This is a genomic window from Hyunsoonleella ulvae (assembly GCF_016827605.1).
Lineage (GTDB): Bacteria > Bacteroidota > Bacteroidia > Flavobacteriales > Flavobacteriaceae > Jejuia > Jejuia ulvae.
In genome coordinates this window covers 317,621-339,183 of record NZ_JAEPJQ010000001.1, presented here as the reverse complement: position 1 = coordinate 339,183, position 21,563 = coordinate 317,621, and the positions used below count along the sequence as shown (strand labels likewise).

At 34.4% G+C, this 21,563-nt stretch carries 20 protein-coding genes; 17 read left to right on the top strand and 3 right to left on the bottom strand.

Annotated elements, in window-relative coordinates:
- Positions 1–37: 37 nt before the first annotated feature.
- The gene (locus JS605_RS01550; RefSeq protein WP_203255938.1) at positions 38–2,458 is read right to left on the bottom strand and encodes a TonB-dependent receptor; all 2,421 of its coding nucleotides are present in this window, start codon (positions 2,456–2,458) and stop codon (positions 38–40) included.
- A gap of 173 nt (positions 2,459–2,631) precedes the next feature.
- Positions 2,632–3,825, bottom strand: a complete 1,194-nt coding sequence (locus JS605_RS01545) for a Pycsar system effector family protein (protein WP_239000228.1) — start codon at positions 3,823–3,825, stop codon at positions 2,632–2,634.
- 204 nt (positions 3,826–4,029) lie between these two features.
- On the opposite strand from JS605_RS01545, the gene msrB reads away from it, so the two are divergent.
- The 9 genes from msrB to trxA all read left to right on the top strand — a co-directional run bounded on the left by msrB (position 4,030) and on the right by trxA (position 13,698).
- Complete coding sequence (gene msrB, locus JS605_RS01540; RefSeq protein WP_203255937.1) at positions 4,030–4,479, top strand: peptide-methionine (R)-S-oxide reductase MsrB; 450 nt, start codon at positions 4,030–4,032, stop codon at positions 4,477–4,479.
- A 4-nt stretch (positions 4,480–4,483) separates the two neighbouring features.
- Complete coding sequence (locus JS605_RS01535; protein WP_203255936.1) at positions 4,484–6,040, top strand: protein adenylyltransferase SelO; 1,557 nt, start codon at positions 4,484–4,486, stop codon at positions 6,038–6,040.
- Positions 6,040–6,291 (top strand): peptide methionine sulfoxide reductase, encoded by a 252-nt coding sequence (locus JS605_RS01530; protein ID WP_203255935.1) that lies wholly within the window; start codon positions 6,040–6,042, stop codon positions 6,289–6,291. The genes JS605_RS01535 and JS605_RS01530 overlap by 1 nt, the downstream gene beginning before the upstream one ends.
- Positions 6,292–6,322: 31 nt before the next feature.
- Positions 6,323–6,826, top strand: coding sequence for a peptide-methionine (S)-S-oxide reductase MsrA (gene msrA, locus JS605_RS01525; protein ID WP_203255934.1), 504 nt, complete (start codon positions 6,323–6,325; stop codon positions 6,824–6,826).
- Between the two features lie 54 nt (positions 6,827–6,880).
- Complete coding sequence (locus JS605_RS01520) at positions 6,881–7,435, top strand: peptide-methionine (S)-S-oxide reductase (RefSeq protein WP_203256719.1); 555 nt, start codon at positions 6,881–6,883, stop codon at positions 7,433–7,435.
- Positions 7,392–8,612, top strand: a complete 1,221-nt coding sequence (locus JS605_RS01515; protein ID WP_203255933.1) for a bifunctional alpha/beta hydrolase/OsmC family protein — start codon at positions 7,392–7,394, stop codon at positions 8,610–8,612. The genes JS605_RS01520 and JS605_RS01515 overlap by 44 nt, the downstream gene beginning before the upstream one ends.
- Positions 8,612–9,574 (top strand): aldo/keto reductase, encoded by a 963-nt coding sequence (locus tag JS605_RS01510; RefSeq protein ID WP_203255932.1) that lies wholly within the window; start codon positions 8,612–8,614, stop codon positions 9,572–9,574. The genes JS605_RS01515 and JS605_RS01510 overlap by 1 nt, the downstream gene beginning before the upstream one ends.
- Positions 9,575–9,617: 43 nt before the next feature.
- Positions 9,618–13,289 (top strand): metallophosphoesterase, encoded by a 3,672-nt coding sequence (locus JS605_RS01505; RefSeq protein WP_203255931.1) that lies wholly within the window; start codon positions 9,618–9,620, stop codon positions 13,287–13,289.
- Positions 13,290–13,386: 97 nt separating this feature from the next.
- Positions 13,387–13,698: a thioredoxin gene (trxA, locus tag JS605_RS01500; protein WP_203255930.1), complete on the top strand. Its 312-nt coding sequence runs from the start codon at positions 13,387–13,389 to the stop codon at positions 13,696–13,698.
- Here the strand turns inward: trxA and JS605_RS01495 are convergent.
- Complete coding sequence (locus JS605_RS01495; protein ID WP_203255929.1) at positions 13,695–14,489, bottom strand: hypothetical protein; 795 nt, start codon at positions 14,487–14,489, stop codon at positions 13,695–13,697. The genes trxA and JS605_RS01495 overlap by 4 nt on opposite strands.
- A gap of 65 nt (positions 14,490–14,554) precedes the next feature.
- On the opposite strand from JS605_RS01495, the gene JS605_RS01490 reads away from it, so the two are divergent.
- The 8 genes from JS605_RS01490 (at position 14,555) to JS605_RS01455 (ending at position 21,563) form a co-directional block, all read left to right on the top strand.
- Positions 14,555–15,241, top strand: coding sequence for a glycerophosphodiester phosphodiesterase (locus tag JS605_RS01490; protein ID WP_203255928.1), 687 nt, complete (start codon positions 14,555–14,557; stop codon positions 15,239–15,241).
- Positions 15,241–16,452 (top strand): BaiN/RdsA family NAD(P)/FAD-dependent oxidoreductase, encoded by a 1,212-nt coding sequence (locus tag JS605_RS01485; protein ID WP_239000227.1) that lies wholly within the window; start codon positions 15,241–15,243, stop codon positions 16,450–16,452. Before JS605_RS01490 ends, JS605_RS01485 begins: the two co-directional genes overlap by 1 nt.
- A gap of 4 nt (positions 16,453–16,456) precedes the next feature.
- On the top strand, positions 16,457–16,864 hold the full coding sequence (locus JS605_RS01480; protein ID WP_203255927.1) for a DUF4174 domain-containing protein: 408 nt from the start codon (positions 16,457–16,459) through the stop codon (positions 16,862–16,864).
- Positions 16,857–17,387, top strand: coding sequence for a DUF1697 domain-containing protein (locus JS605_RS01475; protein WP_203255926.1), 531 nt, complete (start codon positions 16,857–16,859; stop codon positions 17,385–17,387). The genes JS605_RS01480 and JS605_RS01475 overlap by 8 nt, the downstream gene beginning before the upstream one ends.
- 145 nt (positions 17,388–17,532) lie before the next feature.
- On the top strand, positions 17,533–18,642 hold the full coding sequence (locus tag JS605_RS01470; RefSeq protein ID WP_203255925.1) for a diphosphomevalonate/mevalonate 3,5-bisphosphate decarboxylase family protein: 1,110 nt from the start codon (positions 17,533–17,535) through the stop codon (positions 18,640–18,642).
- A 70-nt stretch (positions 18,643–18,712) separates the two neighbouring features.
- Positions 18,713–19,642: a mevalonate kinase family protein gene (locus tag JS605_RS01465; protein ID WP_203255924.1), complete on the top strand. Its 930-nt coding sequence runs from the start codon at positions 18,713–18,715 to the stop codon at positions 19,640–19,642.
- 67 nt (positions 19,643–19,709) lie between these two features.
- Complete coding sequence (locus JS605_RS01460; protein ID WP_203255923.1) at positions 19,710–20,612, top strand: geranylgeranylglycerol-phosphate geranylgeranyltransferase; 903 nt, start codon at positions 19,710–19,712, stop codon at positions 20,610–20,612.
- On the top strand, positions 20,613–21,563 hold the full coding sequence (locus JS605_RS01455; protein WP_203255922.1) for a carbon-nitrogen hydrolase family protein: 951 nt from the start codon (positions 20,613–20,615) through the stop codon (positions 21,561–21,563).

Genomic DNA, 21,563 nt, shown 5'->3' with positions numbered 1-21,563 from the left:
ACTAAACTCAAACTAAATTGAAATTATAAATACTTTTTTAAAATTTGTAATCTAGAGTTGCTAATATAAATCTTGGTAGTTGAGGGGTTAATGTGCTCCAACCAGAGTAATACACTTCATCAGTAATATTATTCGCTTTAACACTCAATCTGTAAGCGTCGGTTTCATAATAAATAGAAGCATTAAAAATAGTATAAACAGGTAATGTAAAGCCACCAGAATTTGTATAGTCGCTCATAGTGTTATAATCGCTTGCACCGTTAAACCCTAAACCAAAACCTAAGTTTTTAGCAAAACCTTCTTGTATTTTGTAGTCACTCCAAAAATTGTAAAGGATGTCTGATCCAGATTCTGCTGGACGTACACCTACTAAATCTGGTCTTGATCTTGAAGCGGTTACTTCACTATCATTATAACTAAAACCACCAGTTAGGTTTAAACCATCAATAGGGTTTGCACTTATTTCTAGTTCAACTCCATTACTTTGTACGGTGCCATCTTGCTGTTTTCCAGCGCCAAATCCCATAACTTTATCGTCAACTTTTATATTGTAATAGTTAACAGTTGCAACTAATTTATCATTGAATAGATTCGTTTTTAAACCAAATTCAAATTGATTGGCTTGTTCTAAATCAAAAGACTGTATTTCAGTTCCTAACGTTGGGTCATTAATGTCAATAGGAACTAATTCAGGATTTACATAAGAAAAACTATTTTGGTAATTCCCGAAAATAGATAGTTCATTTAAAATAGGCTGAAATACAATGCCAAATTTTGGCGAAAAAGTAGATTCTTCATAAGCTTGAAAATCATCATCAGGATTATTAGCATCTCCTTTATATTCAAATCTGTCATAGCGTACACTTGCCATTGCAGATAAATTAGGTAGAATATTAATAACATTAGAAATGTAAGCACCAAATACATTTTGATTAACATCAGTATCAACATTTCCTAAGCCAGAAATTACGGTTCTTAAATTATTAGCGTTTACTGGAGGTTCTCCAAAAACAAGATCGCCTTGAGCATTTACAGTGTGTAAATATCCCCAATTAGAACTTTTATCAATAATTTGAGAATCTAAGTAATCTACACCTACTAAGAGTTTGTTTTCTAAGTTTCCAATTTTAAAGTTTCCAGTAAAATTCTGTTGTAAGTTTACCGTTTTGGTTCTAGCATCTGTATCTTGAACAAATAATTGGAAATTTGGTGTTGGTTGCGGGTTGCTAACATCTGTCCAATCTGCAGCATTCCATAAATAGGTGTAAAACCCTTTAGATTTTGCTAATCCTCCTGCAATTATGGTTTGAGAAGACCAGTTGTCTGAAATTTTATAAGCAATTTCTCCACGGTAGTTTTGTGTTGGGTTAGTGATAACAACATCATTATTTGTCAATGATAAATCTCTATTATAATTTAATGCTTCAACAGTATTAAAAACTAAAGGAACAGTTCTGTTAAAAAATAGAAATGTTTGGTTGGTTTGTTCGTTTGAAGACGCTTCATAAGCAAAGTTTAATGTTAGTTTATTATTTACTTTATAAGAAGCAGAAGGAGCCATAAATACAGATTTTCTAAATCCAGCATCTTGAAAACTATTTTCTTTTTGATAACCAGCATTCATTCTTAAAGAAAACTTGTCGTTAGGACTAACGTCGACATCTACATTTAGTTTTCTAAAATTAAATGAACCAGCAGAAACAGAAATACTACCACCAGTGCCGCTATACGGCTTTTTAGTAACAATATTAATTAAACCTCCATAAGATGTAATTGTACTACCAAATAATGTGGCAGAAGGCCCTTTGATGACTTCTACACGTTCTACATTAGAAGGATTTATAAATCCATTTGTAATTCCTGCAACACCATTTACGAGTTGAGGTTGAACGGAAAATCCACGAATTGAATAATAACCGGCACCATCGCCACTTCGTCCTGTGGAAGGCCAAAGTTTATCAACACCAACTGCGTTTTTTAAAGCATCTTCGAAACTGTAAACAGATTGAGAAACTAATAGTTGGTTGGTTACCGTACTATACACTTGAGAATTTTCAATGTTTTTTAAGGGCATTTTTGAGACATATGCACTTTTCTTTCTAGAAAACTTGTTTTTACGTTTAGTATCAATAACCACTTCTTGTAACAATTCATTTCCTTCAAAAAGGACTACTTTACCTAAATCTACCGTGTTGTCTTTAATAGAAAAGGCAATTTCCTTGGTTTTAAAACCCATATATGAAATAGATAAAATATAATCTCCATTTTTAATATTTGAGATTTGAAATGAACCATTTTCATCGGTCTGCGTTCCCTTTTGCGTGTTTTTAATAATAACATTTACTCCCAATATTGGTGTTTCATTATTATCAGAGATAGTACCTGTTATAGTTCCAGATTGGGAAAAGCACATCATATTCAGGGCAAAAAAGGTAAAATAAGCTAGTTTTAGTTTCATTTGTTTTTATTTAGACTAAATTTAAATAATAAATTGAGCCGCAAAAATATACTCCGTTAAGGATATATCCAAATTATTTAAAGTGATTCTAAATAGTATTTTACACGAGACTGATACTGTGTGGATTGTGGATAAAAAACCTGAGAAGAAACATAAATAATGCTTACGTGATTTTAAACTACCCCACTAGTTGCAAAAGCAATTCCAAAAGCAATAACACTAATAACTATACCTATCATAAAAACAGTATAGGTAGTTCTTAGTAAGTTGTATTTTCTGTTTAAAACAAGTCCTAAAAAGTATAGGTCTTTGGTTAATGAGCCATATAAATAATCTTTGTCTTTCATCATTTCCCCCATGGCCCATTCAAAATCATTGAGTTTCATTTGATGAAAGTTACCAAAGAATAAAAGGTTTACCTTTTTATTAGCTACATCTTCTTTTGTAAACTGGCCTTTGGTAACATTGGGTCTAGTAGCTAATACAGACAAAACAATCGAAGCAACAGTAAAGGCTAAGAAAATTAATGTTGGATATATTAAATAGCTGTTGGAAGGGTTGTCCAGTTTTGGTAACAAATTGGATAGTGCTACTGAGATTATAATGGCATTTACCGATAGTAAAATATTAGCCTTGGTATCAGCAATATCACTTAACGTTATATGGTTTCTTAATGCTACCCTAAACATGGTTTCAATACCTCTGTCGGGTAATTCTATTTTGCTTTTCTTAAAGTTTAATTCTTCTTTCTTCTGTTTTAATTTTTTAGAGGCAGCATCAATCTTCTTCTTCATTTTTATTAATTCCGAAAGATTTTTGCCTTTGCGTTTATCCCAAACGCCCGAAGCCTCTGTGGTATAAAACCGGTGTTTCGTAGAGAGAAAATTGATGTTTTCCTCTAACCATTCAATTTCAGAATAGGTTTTGTTACACTGTATTTCCCATTCTTTTCGAAGCAATTCAGAAATTTCTAAATAGTTTTTACTCCCTATATGCGAAGCATCTGCATCCCTGATTATTTTTTCCAATTGATTATCAGGAATAGCTTCCATTTTGGTGACAAGAATTAAGTCGCATATTTTATTGATGTCAGCTTCTGGGCAATTCTGTTGTGCTAAAAATGTCTTTGCGATCTTAACACTTTCTTCTTCATGATTCTCTATGGCTTTTGTATATCCTGTGTCGTGTAACCACGCAGCGATTAAAAGTAAATTTTTATCAGCTTCACTAATACCAGACATATTGGCTAATTCTGTTGCGCTCTCTACCACACGTTGTGTGTGCGGGATATTATGATACGTAAATGAAGTGTCTAATTTTTCATTTAGGAGATCAAGTGTAAATTTTTCAACTTCGGTAATCAACATAGAGATAATAGTAAATGATTATGAGTAAAAATACTAAACTTTAGTAACATAAAATTAAGTATGAAAACATATCAATTTGTCGTAAATTTATCTGATGCTTTCAAGTACTTTTTAAAAGTTTAAAAAAGTAATATTTTAAAGTTGTTTTCGACTAAAATTTAACTCGAAAGTACTTACGAATTTAAAGAAGAAAGGAAAAGAAATATGCTAACTTGGAAAGAAGTCATCGGTTTTTCTGTAAACGGAAATCCAACTCCAGACAAACGTGTAGAAAAGACGGAAACAGAATGGCAAACGCTATTATCTCCAGAGCAATTTAGAATTACTAGATTAAAAGGTACAGAACGTCCACATAGTGGTGCTTTGTGTAGTATTCATGAGGCTGGAAAATACAATTGTATATGTTGTAATGCCCCGTTGTTTGATTCTACCATAAAGTTTGAATCTGGCACTGGGTGGCCTAGTTTTACGCAACCCATAAAAGAAAATGCTATTAAATACGAACGCGATACCTCTTTTGGAATGGTACGTGTTGAGGTTATGTGTAATACTTGTGATGCGCATTTGGGGCATGTATTTCCAGACGGGTCTGAACCAAGTGGTTTACGTTATTGTATCAATTCGGAATCCCTACAGTTAGAGGCCAAGGAGTAAAATCATGAAGTTAAATATAAAAGATAAGTTCAATAAAGAATTACCTGCTGATCCCGTTCTTGAAAATTCTAGACGACAAGTATCTGAAGCTTGTTTTTCGTACGTAACACCAAAACAAACAGCAAGCCCTAGGTTGTTACATGCCTCCCCAGAAATGCTTGAAAACTTAGGACTGTTAAAAGGAGATGCCCATAGTCAAGATTTTTTAAATGTGTTTACGGGTAATCAAGTGTTGCCAGATACAAAGCCCTATGCCATGTGCTATGGCGGGCATCAGTTTGGGAATTGGGCTGGACAATTGGGGGACGGACGCGCCATAAATTTATGTGAAGTTGAGCATCAAAATAAAAATTGGGCATTACAGCTAAAAGGTGCGGGAGAAACGCCATATTCCAGAAATGCTGATGGTTTAGCAGTGTTGCGATCCTCAATTCGGGAGTATTTGTGTAGCGAGGCCATGTTTCATTTAGGAGTACCAACAACCCGAGCACTGTCTTTAGCATTATCTGGCGATCAGGTATTACGAGATGTGATGTATGATGGAAACTCTGCTTATGAAAAGGGGGCGATAGTTTGCAGAACAGCAGAATCGTTTTTGCGTTTTGGGAACTATCAAATTTTTGCTGCTAGACATGATGATAAAAACTTAAAAGTATTAGTGGATTATACGATAAAGCATCACTTTTCCCATTTAGGAACACCTTCAAAAGACACCTACATCGCATTTTTTAAAGAGGTTAGTAATCGTACTTTAAATATGATTATACATTGGCAACGTGTGGGTTTTGTGCACGGCGTGATGAATACCGATAACATGTCTATTCTAGGATTAACCATAGATTATGGGCCTTATGGTTGGCTCGAAGGTTTCGATTTTGGATGGACGCCAAATACCACTGACAGACAACATAAACGCTATCGCTATGGCAACCAACCCAATATTGGGCTATGGAATCTGTTACAATTAGCCAATGCGATTTATCCGTTAATTGAAGAAGCAGAACCTTTGGAAGCTATTTTAAACCAGTATAAAACAGATTTTGAACGTAAATCTTTTGAGATGATGAAGGCTAAACTTGGGCTTTGTCAAGATGTTGATAATGATAAATATTTAATTAAAGATTTAGAGGAAAATTTACAATTAGTAGAAACTGATATGACCATTTTCTTCAGGAAGTTGAGTGATTTTAAAGATGAAGAAACAAGTTTTCAAGTACTAAAAGATGCATTTTATGATTTTGAAAACATGCCAAATGATGTTAAAGAGAAGTGGAAAATGTGGTTTTTGCAATATGAGGTTAGATTGCAACACGAATCTGAAGTTCACGTAGAAAGAAAGAAAAAAATGAACTACGTAAATCCTAAATATGTTTTACGCAATTACATGGCGCAATTGGCTATTGATGACGCAGATAAAGGTAATTATGAGTTAATAGATGAATTATTTCAGATGCTAAAAAAACCTTATGATGAACAACCAGAATATGAGAAATGGTTTGCTAAACGACCAGAATGGGCGAGACATAAAGTAGGATGTTCTATGTTATCGTGTAGTTCTTAATGAGTGTACTTAAATATATTGATGCATTACCAGAAGGCTACTCAGAAGGGGTATACAAAGGAGTAAAATATGGGATTACCAAATCAGTGTTTAATAATAACAAATCATTTAAGGTATTTGCAAAGTCACTTAAAGGTGTAGATGTTATAAGTTTGAATTATTACATTACATCTCACGATGAATTTTTAAAACCATGTGAAATGCCAGAACAAAAAGTGATTCATTTTTTACAACATGTAAATTTGCAATAGAGAATATAAAAGAGATATAATATATATTAGAATGACAACATATAAAAAAGCATATTTAGCAGGCGGCTGTTTTTGGGGAATGGAAGACCTTTTTAGAAAACAAACGGGGGTTATAGATACAGAGGTAGGTTATCAAGGCGGGGAAAACGACAACCCCACATACAAAAATCATCCAGGGCATGCCGAGGGCATCGAGATTACCTACGATCCCAATAAAACTTCTTTTAAAGTGCTACTTGATTATTTTTTCAGGATGCATAATCCAACAACAGTAGATAGACAGGGTAATGATAGAGGGTCTAGCTACCGTTCGGCCATTTTTTATCAAAATGATGAGGAAAAACAAATTGCAGAAGAAATGATTGTTATAGTAGATGCCTCAGGTAGATGGGAAAATAAAGTAGTAACTACATTAGAGCCGTGGAGTACGTTCTGGAAAGCAGAAGACTATCATCAGGACTATTTAGTTAAAAACCCTAATGGGTATACCTGTCATTTTTTAAGGTTTGAAGTGCCTTTTGTGAATGAAGTTTAATTTAGGAATAGTTTTGGGTAAACGATAATGCGAGTTCATTAAACATGTTTTAAACTGAAAACATTAACAAAAATAGCATTTGGCGGTAGTTGCCATTGGTGTACCGAAGCTGTATTCCAATCATTGCTTGGAGTCTTAAAAGTAGAGCAGGGTTTTGTGGCATCTACAGATGGTAATAGTGAATTTTCAGAGGCTGTTGTTGTGTATTTTGATGCTGCTAAAATTTCATTGGGAGTACTTATTGAAATTCATTTGCATACCCACAAAAGTACATCAAACCACTCTATGAGGTCTAAATATCGTTCCGCCGTTTATACTTTTTCTGAAACACAAAAGCATGAGGCAAAATCCCAATTAGAATTGTTACAGTTTCAATTTCAAAATACTCTCGTTACTCAAGTTTTGCCTTTCAATAGATTTAAAGCTTCGCGAGTACAAATTCAAAATTACTATTACAGCAACCCAGAAAAGCCATTCTGTGAAAGTTTTATCAATCCAAAGCTACAAATACTACTGATGAAGTTTTCTAAGCATACTGATCACAATAAATTAAAGCACTTAAAAGATGAATCGCGAGAGACTAACCATAACCAACACCAAGGGTCATAATTTACAGGCTTATTTGGAATTACCGGCAGACCAAAAGCCACATTATTTTGCCATTTTTGCCCACTGTTTTACTTGCAATAGTAACTTATCCGCAGTAAAAAATATAAGCAGGTCTTTAACTGCCCATGGTTTTGGCGTGGTAAGGTTTGACTTTACTGGTTTGGGTAGGAGCGAGGGTAAATTTGCAGATAGCTATTTTTCTGCCAATGTAGATGATTTAATTGCTGTTAACGATTACATTGCTAAGCATTATAAAGCACCAGGTTTATTGGTAGGGCACTCTTTGGGCGGTGCAGCTGTGATTGTTGCGGCTTCAAAATTAGATAATATTAAGGCTGTAGCTACGGTTGGCGCGCCCTCTACCGTATCTCATGTAAAACATTTATTTTCTCATGGTATCGAAGCGATAAAACAAAAAGGTGAAGTTGAAATTAATATTGGAGGAAGACCCTTTAAAATTGACAACCACTTTGTAGAAGATTTTGATACTATAGATCTTCCAAAAATTACTAAAAACTTAAGAAAACCATTACTCATTATGCACGCGCCTTTTGATAGTATTGTTGGTATTAACAATGCACAAGAGTTATATTATAATGCGCACCATCCAAAAAGTTTTGTGAGTTTAGATGATGCAGACCACCTGTTGTCAAATTCAAGGGATAGTAATTATGTGGGCAATGTTATTGGTACATGGGTAGACCGTTATTTTGAGCCTCAAGACAATAAGATACTTAGCACACAAGGAGAGCAACTAGTAGCACATTTGAATATAGTTGAAGATAATTTTACCACATCCATTCAAACTAAAAAACATCATTTTATAGCAGATGAGCCAGAGAGCATTGGTGGCGACGATTTTGGACCTTCGCCTTACGATTTTTTAAGTGCGGCTTTGGCGTCTTGTACCGTAATGACATTAAAAATGTATGCAGAGCGTAAAAAGTGGGATTTACAAGAAGTGTATGCTTATATTACCTATTCTAAAAAGCACAGTGATGATTTAATGTTAGATGAAGAAACGCCTAAGCGTATAGACCATTTACAAAAACGATTGAAGTTTATTGGAAATTTAGACAATGTGCAAAAAGAAAAACTTAAAGAAATAGCCTCAAAATGTCCTGTGCATCGTACCTTGCTATCTGAAACTATTATTGAAACTGAAGTTATACAATAATGCATAAAAGCAAAACAAAAATAGGTTTGGGACTTGCAGCTCTTGGGCGGCCAGAATACATAAATATTAGAGATAATGCATCAATTGATAAGTCTGAAAACGCTTTTAAACAAAATACCTTTTCTGTTTTAGACGAAGCTTATAAACTTGGTGTACGTTATTTTGATACAGCACCATCTTATGGCAAAGGGGAAGCTTTTCTACAGGATTGGAATGATGCTAAGCAGTTTAAAGATATATTTTTAGGTACAAAATGGGGTTATACCTACGTGGCTAATTGGGAGTTGGGTTATAATGGAAAACATGAAATAAAAGAACACTCTTTAGAGAAACTGCTAGAACAATGGCAAGTATCAAAGCATCTACTGCCAAATTTAAAATATTACCAAGTACATTCTGCGACTATAGATAGTGGTATTCTTGAGAATGAGCCAGTATTACATCAACTACATAAAATCAAACAAGAAACAGGATTAAAGATTGGTATTACAACAAGCGGTGTACATCAAAAGGAAGTTATTACTTCAGCATTAAAAATTCAAATTGAAAACAAAGCCATATTTGATAGTTTTCAAGTAACATATAATGTGTTTGAACAAGATACCTTACAAATCCTAAAAGAAGTATTATTGCAAGGAAAAGATGCAATAATTAAAGAAGGTTTGGCCAATGGCAGGGTTTTTCCAAGTATAAAATTTAATAGGTACACGAAAGCATATCAGGTTCTAACAAAATTATCAGAAAAGTATAATGTAGGTGTAGATGCTATTGCATTGCGTTTTATAGTGGATACTTTACAGCCAACCTATGTACTTAGTGGAGCCTCTAATGTGCAGCAACTTGAGCAGAATATGAAAGTTTTAAATTTTAGTCTTACTGAAAAAGAGCTTTATGTATTACAAACTTTAAGTATTTCGTCTAACACCTATTGGGAAGAGCGTAGTCAGTTAACTTGGAACTAAATTCAATCCTTATTATTATCTTTAAGGAGTAATCCACTAATCCATGAAATTTCAAAAATTACTATTTTCAGTAGCCCTCATAATGATGCTGCATGCTTGTGCAACCTACAGCCCTCAGTACAATAAAGCAGCTAAGCAACCCAGTTTTCCTGATAAAGCCATTGCACACTCGTTTTACTTAATTGGCGATGCTGGTGTTTCTGCAGAGGCAGAATCATCACAAGCTGTAGCTAGCTTTAAAGCTGAACTATCGAGAGCTCCAAAACAAAGTACAGTAATATTTTTAGGCGATAATATTTATCCGAAAGGCTTACCCAAAAAGGGTCAGGAAGGTAGGGTTTCAGCAGAAAATCAATTAAACGCTCAAATTAGTGCGGTAGAGGATTTTAAAGGAGAAACGGTTTTTATTCCTGGGAATCATGATTGGTATAGTGATGGTTTAAAAGGATTGAAACGGCAAGAGAAATATATAGAAGATGCGTTGGGGAAGCATACGTTTTTACCCGAAAATGGCTGCCCAATAGAACGCGTGAAAATAGGAGAAGATATTGTGCTCATTATTGTGGATTCTGAGTGGTATGTAACGAATTGGGATAAACACCCCACGATAAACGATGATTGCGCTATAAAAACACGAACCAAGTTTTTTGATGAGTTAGAGGGGGAAATTAAAAAAGCACGCGGTAAAACTACCATTATCGCGGTACACCACCCTATGTTTACCAACGGATCTCATGGAGGGCAGTATTCTTTCAAGAGCCACATGTCCCCGCTTCCTATTTTAGGAACATTAAAAAATTTGATTAGAAAAACAGGAGGTGTTGTTACTGTAGATAATCAGAACAGCAAATATAACGAGCTAAGAAAACGCATGATTACATTAGCTCAAGAAAACGATAAAACCATTTTTGTATCTGGACATGACCATAATTTGCAATATATTATTGAGGATAACCTGCCTCAAATAGTAAGTGGTTCAGGCTCTAAAAAAATGGCGACCCGTAATGTTGGTGGCGGACAGTTCTCTTACGGAGCTATGGGATATGCACGTTTAGATGTGTTTAAAGATGGATCGTCCCATGTCCGTTTTTATGTAAATGATAAGGTGGTATTTCAAACACAAGTACTTAAGCCAAATGATAGAAAAGTATTTAACACGTACCCAAAATCTTATCCAGTAGATAAAACAGCATCAGTTTACACAGAGGAAGAAACTACTAAGGGCGGTTTGTATCAATTCTTTTGGGGCGATCGTTATCGTAAAGATTTTAGCACCAAAGTAAAAGCGCCAACAGTAGATTTAGATACCTTATTAGGAGGTTTAAAAGTGATTAGGAAAGGAGGGGGACATCAATCTAAATCCTTACGATTAGAAGATAAAAAGGGAAGGCAGTATGTGATGCGGGCACTCAGAAAAAATGCAGTGCAATACCTTCAAGCGGTGGCGTTTAAAGATCAGTACATCGAAGGGCAATTTAACGATACCTATACCGAGGGTTTGTTACTAGATGTATTTACGGGATCCCATCCCTATGCGCCATTTACCATAGGAACATTGTCTGATGCTGTTGGGATTTACCATACCAATCCAGTACTGTATTATGTGCCAAAACAAAACGCACTTGGGCATTTTGCTAGTGAGTTCGGTAACGAATTGTATATGATTGAAGAGCGTACCGATTCAGGACATGGCGATAAGGCGAGTTTCGGATTTTCTAACAAATTAATTAGTACAGATGATGTACTCAAAAAATTAAATAAAGACGAAGATTTTGTTTTAGATGAAGAAGCCTACATCAGAGCAAGACTATTTGATATGTTAATTGGGGACTGGGATAGGCACGAAGACCAATGGCGTTGGGCAGAGTTTAAAATAGATGGTAAAAAAGTATATAGGCCAGTGCCTAGAGACCGCGATCAGGCATTTTCTATAATGGCAGATGGGGCACTACTTAACTTGGCAACAAAAATAGTGCCTACGCTTCGCTTAATGCAGAGTTATGATAAAGAGTTAAAAAGCCCTAAGTGGTTTAATTTGGAGCCTTATCCCTTAGATATGGCTTTAATCAATCAATCAGGAAAGTCAGTTTGGGATGCCCAAGTAAAACGTATCGTAGAGAATTTAACAGAAGATGTTATTGATAGTGCTTTTAAAAGCTTTCCATCAGAAGTAGATCAAAATACTATTCAAGACATAAAACAGAAGTTACTTGGTAGAAAAGCAAATCTTCAAAAAATATCTGATGCCTATTATCAACACATGAATAAATACGGTGTGATTAAAGGAACCCATAAAGATGATTGGTTTGATATAGAACGTTTGCCTTACGGAGAAACCAAGGTTGTTGCCTACAGAATAAAAAAAGGTAAAAAAGCAGATAAATTTCATGAGCGCACTTATAATGCTACAGAAACCAAAGAAATTTGGATTTATGGTTTAGATGATGACGATCAATTTGAAGTGTTTGGATCGGGCGATAATCTCATTAAAGTTCGTATTATCGGAGGGCAAAATAATGATGTGTACAACATTAAAAATGGAAGACGATTAAAGATATACGACCATAAATCGAAAAAGAATACCTTTCTAACACAAGAAGGTGCAATAAAGTTAACAGATGATTACGAAACCAATGTATACGATTATAAGAAGCTAAAAAATAGTTCAAATCAATTTGTGCCTTCTATAGGAGCCAATCCAGACGATGGTCTAAATATAGGATTTGTAAACACCTTAACCAATTATGGTTTTGAGCGTAATCCGTTTAGCGCGCAACATACCATTTCGGCAGCGTATTATTTTGCAACAAATGGATTTGATTTAGGATATCATGCAGAATTTGCAAATGTAGTTGGTCATTGGAATCTTGCTGTGGATACTAAATTTACTAGTCCAAATTATGCCATCAACTTTTTTGGCTTTGGTAATGCAACAGTAAATCCAAATGCTGAAGATGATGATATGTTCGATTTAGATTATAATCGGGTAAAACTACGAACCTTTAAAGTGGCCCCAGCATTAATATGGAGAGGTAGGTTAGGTGCAAGTTTAAAGGTTGGGGTATCCTATGAATCTAACGAGGTGGATAGGACAGCAGGGAGATTTATTGCAGAGCCAAATGAAATAAACAATTCTGTTTTTGATCAACAAGATTTTTATGGGGCTGATGCCAAATATGAATATGCTAATACGGATAATGCGGCGTTTCCAACACTGGGGATGTTATTCGCAATTCAAGCAGGATATAGAAATAATGTGAGTACCTCAAAAGGCTTTGGGTATATTATTCCAGAATTAGGTTTTGATTATAAGTTGGTGCCCAGCGGACAACTAGTTTTAGCTACAAAACTAAGGGGGCATGTAAATTTAGGTAACGATTTTGAGTTTTATCAAGCAGCGAGTTTAGGTAGAAATAATGGTTTAAGAGGGTATAGGGATGAGCGTTTTATTGGTAACTCTGCTTTTGTGCAAACTACAGATGTACGTGTAAACCTTAGAAAAGTAAAAACAGGATTACTGCCTTTAAATATCGGTTTTTATGGAGGTGTAGACTATGGTAGAGTATGGTTGGATGGCGAAGATTCAAATACATGGAATAACTCTTTTGGAGGTGGTGTTTTTGCCAATGCTGCAGATATGATGACCTTAAACCTTTCAGTTTTTAATAGCGATGATGGTTTGCTCTTGGCTTTTAAGTTAGGTTTTGGGTTTTGACACAAAGTGCCACCCTGAACTTGTTTCAGGGTCTCATTTTTATACTGTAATGTTATCATGATTTTTACGTCTAAAAAGACATAAAAAATGAATAAAAATGAAAAGTAGTTTTAACGATATCATCAATTCAGAAAAAGTAGTATTAGTAGATTTTTTTGCAACTTGGTGTGGCCCATGTCAAGCTTTAATGCCTATTCTTAAAGATGTAAAAGATGAAGTTGGCGATGCGGTTAAAATCGTAAAAATAGATATTGATAAAAACAACCCATTAGCCATGAAATATCAGGTAAGAAGTGTACCTACAATGCTATTATTTGTGGATGGCGAACCTAAATGGAGACAGTCTGGCGTACTTCAAAAGAAAGATGTCCTAAATGTTATACAAACACATTCAGGCATAACCGTTTAGTTAATTTTAAATTCGTAAAGATTACCGCCCTCCCCTTTGGTTTTTTCATCAGTGATATAAACAGTATTGGGGTCTTTAAAACAAATACCTTCTTTTTGGGAATTATGATCGAATTTTAGTTCCTCTATGCGACCTTCAAAAAAATAATCATCATTAAAATTGGTTATTTTCCATAGTTTATCATGATTCAGTAATACAATGGTTTTACCATCATTACTAATGTCGGCAGAAGTTATTCTATGGTTTTTTCCGTCTAGATTAAAACTTTTAACAAGTGTGGCGGTATGTAGTCCAATTTTATTGGGGACCTTAAAGAGCATACTGGTTTTATGCTCTTTGCTGAAGATGTAGAAGTAATCTTTCCAGATAAAAAACGCTTCAAAATCTTTAGGTTTAACATGTTTTGGTAGCATGAAATTAATGCGACCGGCCTTGGTTTTATCTTTATTTAAATTGGATACTTTGTAAATAGTAAAATCGTCCCTATTTTTACTATTATTGCCAAAGTCGCCAATATATAAATTACCGTCTTTATCAGATGTTAAATCTTCCCAATCTATGTTACTGGCATTTTTTATGTCGATATCTCTTACAATTGTTCCTTTTAAATTAACCCCGTAAATATTGTTCTTATTTCCAGAGTCTTCAATGGTCCATAATATATCAGAATGCGTTACCTTTTCAATGGCAGATGCTTCTTTTAAATTTTTGGGTAAATCAGCAATAACCTTGAGTTTGCCAGTATGGCATCCTAAAAAAATCAAAAAAAATATAATGAGAAGTTTATTCATTTTAGGTAATCAAAATTTATAGGGTTAAATTTACGCAGATTTTATTAGTTCGTAAAAACGCATAAATGGATTTACCTGTGTTAAAAATTGGACATAGAGGAGCAAAAGGGCATGTGGCAGAAAATACCTTACCATCTATAAAGAAAGCATTAGCTTTGGGTGTTGATGGTATTGAAATTGATGTGCATAGATGTGCGTCTGGAGAGTTGGTGGTATTTCATGACTTTACTTTGGACAGAATGACTGACGGCTCAGGCGAAATTTCTAAATTCAAATATCGAGAATTGAAGCGGCTGAAAACCAAAGGAAATTTTGAAATTCCAACGCTATCCCAAGTTTTAGCTTTTGTCGATAATAAATGTTTGTTGAATGTGGAGCTAAAAGGTCGCGATACTGCCAAAGAGGCGGCAAGAATCATTACGTTTTATGTAGATAAAAAAGGCTGGGAATACAAAAACTTTATAGTGTCAAGTTTCCAATACGAGCTTTTAGAAACGGTATATAACATCAATAAAGAGATTCCTTTAGGTGTGCTTACTGATAATAATATAGATGCTGCAGTAGCTTATGCAAAAACCGTTAATGCGGTTTCAATACACGTGGATTATACGATGCTAACTGCCGAAATTGTAGAAACACTTAGAGAAAACTATAAGGTATTAGCCTTTACGGTAAACAATTTAAAACCACTGGCTAGAATTCAATCTTACGGTGTAGACGGTATTATTTCAGACTACCCAGATAGGATATAATGAAAAGCGATGTAATTATTGTAGGAGGTGGGGCAGCAGGCTTTTTTGCGGCAATAAACATTGCAGAATTACATCCAAACCTAAAAGTAACCATTCTAGAACGGGGAAAAGAAGGCTTAACCAAGGTAAAGGTTTCAGGAGGGGGGCGCTGTAACGTAACACATGCTGAATTTATTCCCAAAGACTTAACCTTAAACTATCCTAGAGGAGAAAAAGAACTACTAGGTCCCTTTCATCAATTTATGACGGGAGATACGATTGCATGGTTTGAAAAAAGAGGTGTACCATTAAAAATTGAAGAAGATGGTAGAATGTTTCCTGTATCCAACTCATCACAAACCATTATCGATTGTTTTTTGGATGAAGCTAAAAAATTTGGTGTTGAGGTTAAGTATAACCAATCGGTTAGAGCCATTACTAAAGCAAACAATCATTTTAAAATAGAAACAACGCAAGATTTGTTTTTAGCAGAAAAAATCCTTGTAGCAACGGGAAGTAATGTTAAAGTTTGGAATATGCTTGAACATTTAGGGCATACCATTATTCAGCCTGTCCCCTCTTTATTTACTTTCAATATAAAGGATGATCGCATTATTGGTATTCCAGGAGTGGTAGCCAAAGATGTAGAAATAAAGGTTTTGGGAACAGATTTATGGAGTGAAGGGCCGCTTTTAATAACACATTGGGGAATGAGTGCGCCATCCGTTTTAAAATTGTCGGCTTTTGGAGCGTTGGAATTAGCAAAACGAGATTACAAATTTCAAATAGAAGTAAATTTTATTAAACAATCTTTTGATGGGTGTCTAGATGTCTTAAAAGAATTAAAACAAGATTTAGCTAAAAAAACAGTTTTTAAATCTACGCAATTTGATATCCCAAAGCGATTATGGCATAAATTAGTCTTAGCTTCAAAAATTATGGAAGAGACCCGTTGGGCAGATTTAAATAAAACACACTTAGAAAACTTGGCGAGTCAATTAACCCAAGCTGTTTTTAATGTGGATGGCAAAAGTACTTTTAAAGAAGAGTTTGTTACCGCTGGAGGTGTAAATCTTAAAGAAGTCAATTTTAAAACCTTTGAAAGTAAGCATGTTAAAGGACTTTATTTTGCAGGCGAAGTACTAAATATTGATGCAGTAACAGGAGGTTTTAATTTTCAAAATGCATGGACTGGAGCTTATATTGCAGCAAAAGCTATAATAAATTCATAATGTTATGAAGTATCTGGTTTTGGTGTTTTTCTTATCACATACAGTGTGGTCTCAAGATCTAGATAAACATCTATGGGAAAATCGTGTGATTGTAATTTCAGCGGATAAAAACAATGAGACACGTGCCATAGAACAATTTAATATTCTAAAAACAGAAAAAGATAAACTTATAGATAGAAGGTTGGTGGTTTACAAATGTATAGGCGATACATGTAAATACTATGATTTTAACAATGATGCAAAAGTAGTTTTAGTGGACAAAAAACTAACGGGATTTAATAATATGTTGCTAGGGTTAGATGGTGGCAAAAAGTTTAATTCGAATAACGTAGAAAACGCAAATACGTTTTTTAATCTTATTGACAAAATGCCGATGAGACGACAAGAACTCAGAAACAAAAAGAATGACTAAATATATTGCACTTTTAAGAGGTATAAACGTAAGTGGGCAGAAAAAGATTCCCATGGTAGACTTGCGTGAATTGCTTACTAAATCTGGTTTGGAAGACGTACAAACATATATACAAAGTGGGAATGTAATTTTTAAATCTTTAGAAAAAGATAAAGTAGAATTAGAGCATATAATTCATGAAGCTATTACATCTTATTTTGGCTTTGAAGTGCCTGTTTTGGTATTAACACCAGAAACGCTAAAACAAATTTTTGATGATTGTCCGTTTCCTCAAGAAAAGAAAGAGAACAGTTATTTTATGATGCTATATTCTAAAGCAGATAAAATATTAGTTGATAGTGTGTCTCAGTTATCCTATCCCAATGAAGAGTTTAAAATAACAGATAGGGCGGTATATTTTTATTGCTCCACAGGGTATGGGACTGCAAAATTTAGTAACAATTTCTTTGAACGGAAATTAAAAATTACAGCAACAGCCAGAAATTATAAAACAATGGTAAAATTAATGAAGCTTAGTTTATAAAAGTCTGTAAGACGCATTATAAACTATAAGCTGAACTAATCCCGCTCTTTTGCGGGATCTAAAAAAAGCATAGAATTTGTTTTATGTAGTTTCTTAAAGGCTCTAATCAATTGAAACCTTATCTTTGTGCAGTTAAAAAAGATAGATGATAGAAAAAGAATTTATACCAAAATCCTACTCAAATACTGTTGATAAGGGATGCTTTAGCTGGTCTTCTCCTAGTAATATTGCTTTAATTAAATACTGGGGTAAAAAGAAACATCAAATACCCGAAAACCCTTCCATTAGTTTTACCCTTAGTAATTGCAAAACCATAACATCTTTAAGCTTTATAAGAAAACAAGATACTAATGATTTTTCTTTTGATATCTTTTTAGATGGAGAACAGAAAAACGATTTCAAACCTAAAATTGAAACATTTTTTAAAAGGGTAGAAGTCTATTTACCATTTTTAAAAGACTATCATTTTAAAATAGAAACCTCAAACACATTCCCGCACAGCTCTGGAATCGCCTCTTCTGCATCAGGCATGAGCGCTTTGGCATTGTGTTTAATGAGTATTGAAAAAGAACTTTTAAAGCCTGATGTCATTCCGAGCGCAGTCGAGGAATCGCTAAATGAAGAATACTTTATCAAAAAAGCATCCTTTATAGCACGATTGGGTTCAGGTAGTGCCTGTAGAAGTATAGAGGGCGATTTAGTAGTTTGGGGTAAGCATGCCGGCATAGAAGGGAGTTCTGATCTCTTTGGTGTAAAATATCCTTATGATGTGCACCAAAACTTCAAAAATTATCAAGATACCATTCTTTTAGTTGATAAAGGAGAAAAACAGGTAAGTAGCACAGTTGGCCATAATTTAATGCACGGTCATCCTTTTGCTCAAGAGCGTTTTAAGCAAGCCCATGTTAATCTTACAGATATGGTTTCTATCCTTAAGGAGGGCGATTTAGATAAGTTCATAGCTTTGGTAGAAAGTGAGGCTTTAACATTGCATGCCATGATGATGACCAGTATGCCGTATTTTATTTTAATGAAACCAAATACACTCGAAATTATCAATAAAATTTGGAGATTTAGAAAAGAAACTGACTCTAAGATTTGTTTTACCTTAGATGCAGGTGCCAACGTACATGTGCTGTACCCAGAACACGAAACGACTCAAGTTTTAGAATTCATTCAAAATGAATTAGTTGCATATTGCCAAAATGGACAGTATATTTGCGACGTTATTGGTTTGGGGGCTAATAAAGTATAAGGATATAAATTTTTTTGTTTAAAAAAATAGTATATTTGTTAAACATATTTTCTCAAACAAAATAGCCACTATGAAAGGACCTCTCTTTTACTCGAAAATTTTACTCTTTGGAGAATATGGTATCATAAAAGACTCTAAAGGATTATCTATACCCTACAGTTTTTATAATGGAGCCTTAAAAAAGGACGATAACGTTTCGGAGGAAGCTATAATATCAAATGAAAGTTTAAGAAAGTTTACAGAATACATCCAAAGTATTGATGATGCTGTAGTAAGGTTTGACATCGATAAGCTATTGCAAGATGTAAACTCTGGTATGTATTTCGACTCGTCTATTCCACAAGGGTATGGTGTAGGAAGTAGTGGTGCATTAGTTGCAGCTATTTATGATAAATATGCTTTTGATAAAATTACGGTTCTAGAGAATTTAACCAGAGAAAAACTTCTGAAGCTAAAATCTATTTTCTCAGCTATGGAATCTTTTTTTCATGGGAGTTCTTCGGGTTTAGACCCTTTGAATAGCTATTTAAGTATTCCAATCCTTATCAATTCAAAAGATAATATAGAGGCTACAGGTATTCCGGCACAGCAAAGTGAAGGTAAGGGTGGCGTGTTTTTGTTAGACAGTGGCATCATAGGAGAAACTGCCCCAATGGTAGGTTTGTTCATGGAAAAAATGAAGCAAGAAGGTTTCCGTAGTATGCTAAAAAATCAGTTCATCAAACATACTGATGCTTGTGTTGATGATTTCCTAAAAGGAGACCTAAAGTCGTTATTTAGAAATACAAAGCAACTTTCTAAGATTGTTTTAAACCATTTTAAACCTATGATTCCTCAACAGTTTCATGAACTTTGGAAAAAAGGTATTGAAACAAACGACTACTATTTAAAATTATGTGGTTCTGGAGGTGGAGGCTACATTCTTGGTTTTACTGAAGACATAGAGAGAGCAAAACAATCCCTTTCAGATTATAAATTAGAAGTAGTCTATAACTTCTAAATTTCAACTATCTTTATTCCTGTTAATTATTACCCAGAGCCTAGTTGAAGGGTTATAAGTCTATAGCATGCTTTCCAGAAGACAGAAACATATTTTACTCAAATTTTTCAGCATGTTTTCTGTTGTTCGTGGGTACAATATTCTAATAATTGTAATAGCGCAATACCTTACATCAGTCTATATTTTAGCATACAACAAACCCTTAAAAGAAGTTGTGTTTGATTTAAATCTATTAATGCTGGTATTAGCATCAGCAGCAACTATTGCAGGAGGCTATATTATTAATAGTTTTTACGATTCTGAAAAAGATTTGATAAATCGTCCCATAAAGTCAAGACTAGATAGGTTGGTTAGTCAAAACACAAAACTATCTTTTTACTTTGTATTAAATTTTGTTGCTGTAATCATGGCGAGTTATGTGTCCTTTAAAGCGGTATTATTCTTTTCAATTTACATTTTTGGTATTTGGTTTTATTCACATAAATTAAAGAGATTGCCATTTATAGGTAATCTTACTTCGGCCATATTAACCATAACCCCATTCTTCGCGATTTTTATGTACTACAAGAATTTTGAAACCGTAATTTTTGTACATGCGATTTTCTTGTTTATCATGATTTCTATGAGGGAGCTAACCAAGGATTTGGAAAATATCAAAGGCGACATTGCACAAAATTATATTACCATTCCAGTAGCATATGGAGAAAAAATGTCTAAAGTCATGCTTACAGTTTTAGCAAGCATGACATTGATACCAATATACCTGCTTTTATATCGTTTTGAAGTGGGTCACATGTACTTGTTTTTTTATTTAAGCCTGTTTTTGTTGGTAATATTTTTGTTATTGTTATGGATATCTTCGACTAAGGTGCAATACTTAATATTACATAACATTTTAAAATTTATAATTCTTGCAGGTGTATTCAGTATTTTACTGATAGATGTAAGCGTTATTTTAAATAGGATTTAAATGCAAAATTTACTAAAAGTGGCCTTAGCACAAATTTCGCCAGTATGGTTAAATAAAGCAGAGACCTTAAAAAAAGTAGAACAATCAATCATTGATGCTGCTAAAGAGGATTGTGAACTCATAGTTTTTGGGGAAGGATTGGTACCAGGGTATCCCTTTTGGTTAGCCTTAACAGGAGGTGCGGAATGGAACAAAGCAGTAAATAAGGCGCTTCATGCACATTACGTTAGAAATGCTATAACTATTGAAGATGATGATTTAGAGACTATTTGTAAACTAGCCAAAGCCAATAAAATTGCTGCGTATTTAGGGATTATAGAGCGACCACTTGATAGAGGTGGTCATAGTATTTACGCATCCTTAGTGTATATTAATGAAAAAGGAGAAATTAAATCTGTACACCGAAAATTGCAACCCACTTACGATGAGCGTTTAACTTGGGCGCCAGGAGATGGTAATGGTTTGCAGGTACATCCGCTAAAAAACTTTACCGTTGGAGGCTTAAACTGTTGGGAAAACTGGATGCCCCTACCCAGAGCAGCTTTATATGGATTGGGAGAAAATCTACATATTGCAGTTTGGCCAGTGAGCGATCATAATACCAAGGATATTACACGATTTATTGCTAGGGAATCCCGTTCTTATGTGATTTCGGTAAGTAGTTTAATGACCAAACAGGATTTCCCAAAAGATACGCCTTATCTAGAGGAAATATTAAATAATGCTCCAGAAGTATTGGCCAATGGAGGAAGCTGTATTGCTGGACCCGATGGTGAGTGGATTGTTGAGCCTGTATTGCATACATCTGGATTAATTATAGAAACTATCGATTTTAATAAGGTGTACGAGGAGCGTCAGAATTTTGATGCAGTAGGACATTACTCCAGACCAGATGTTACGCAATTGAGGGTAAATACAGAGCGTCAATCTACTGTAAAATTCAACAAATAG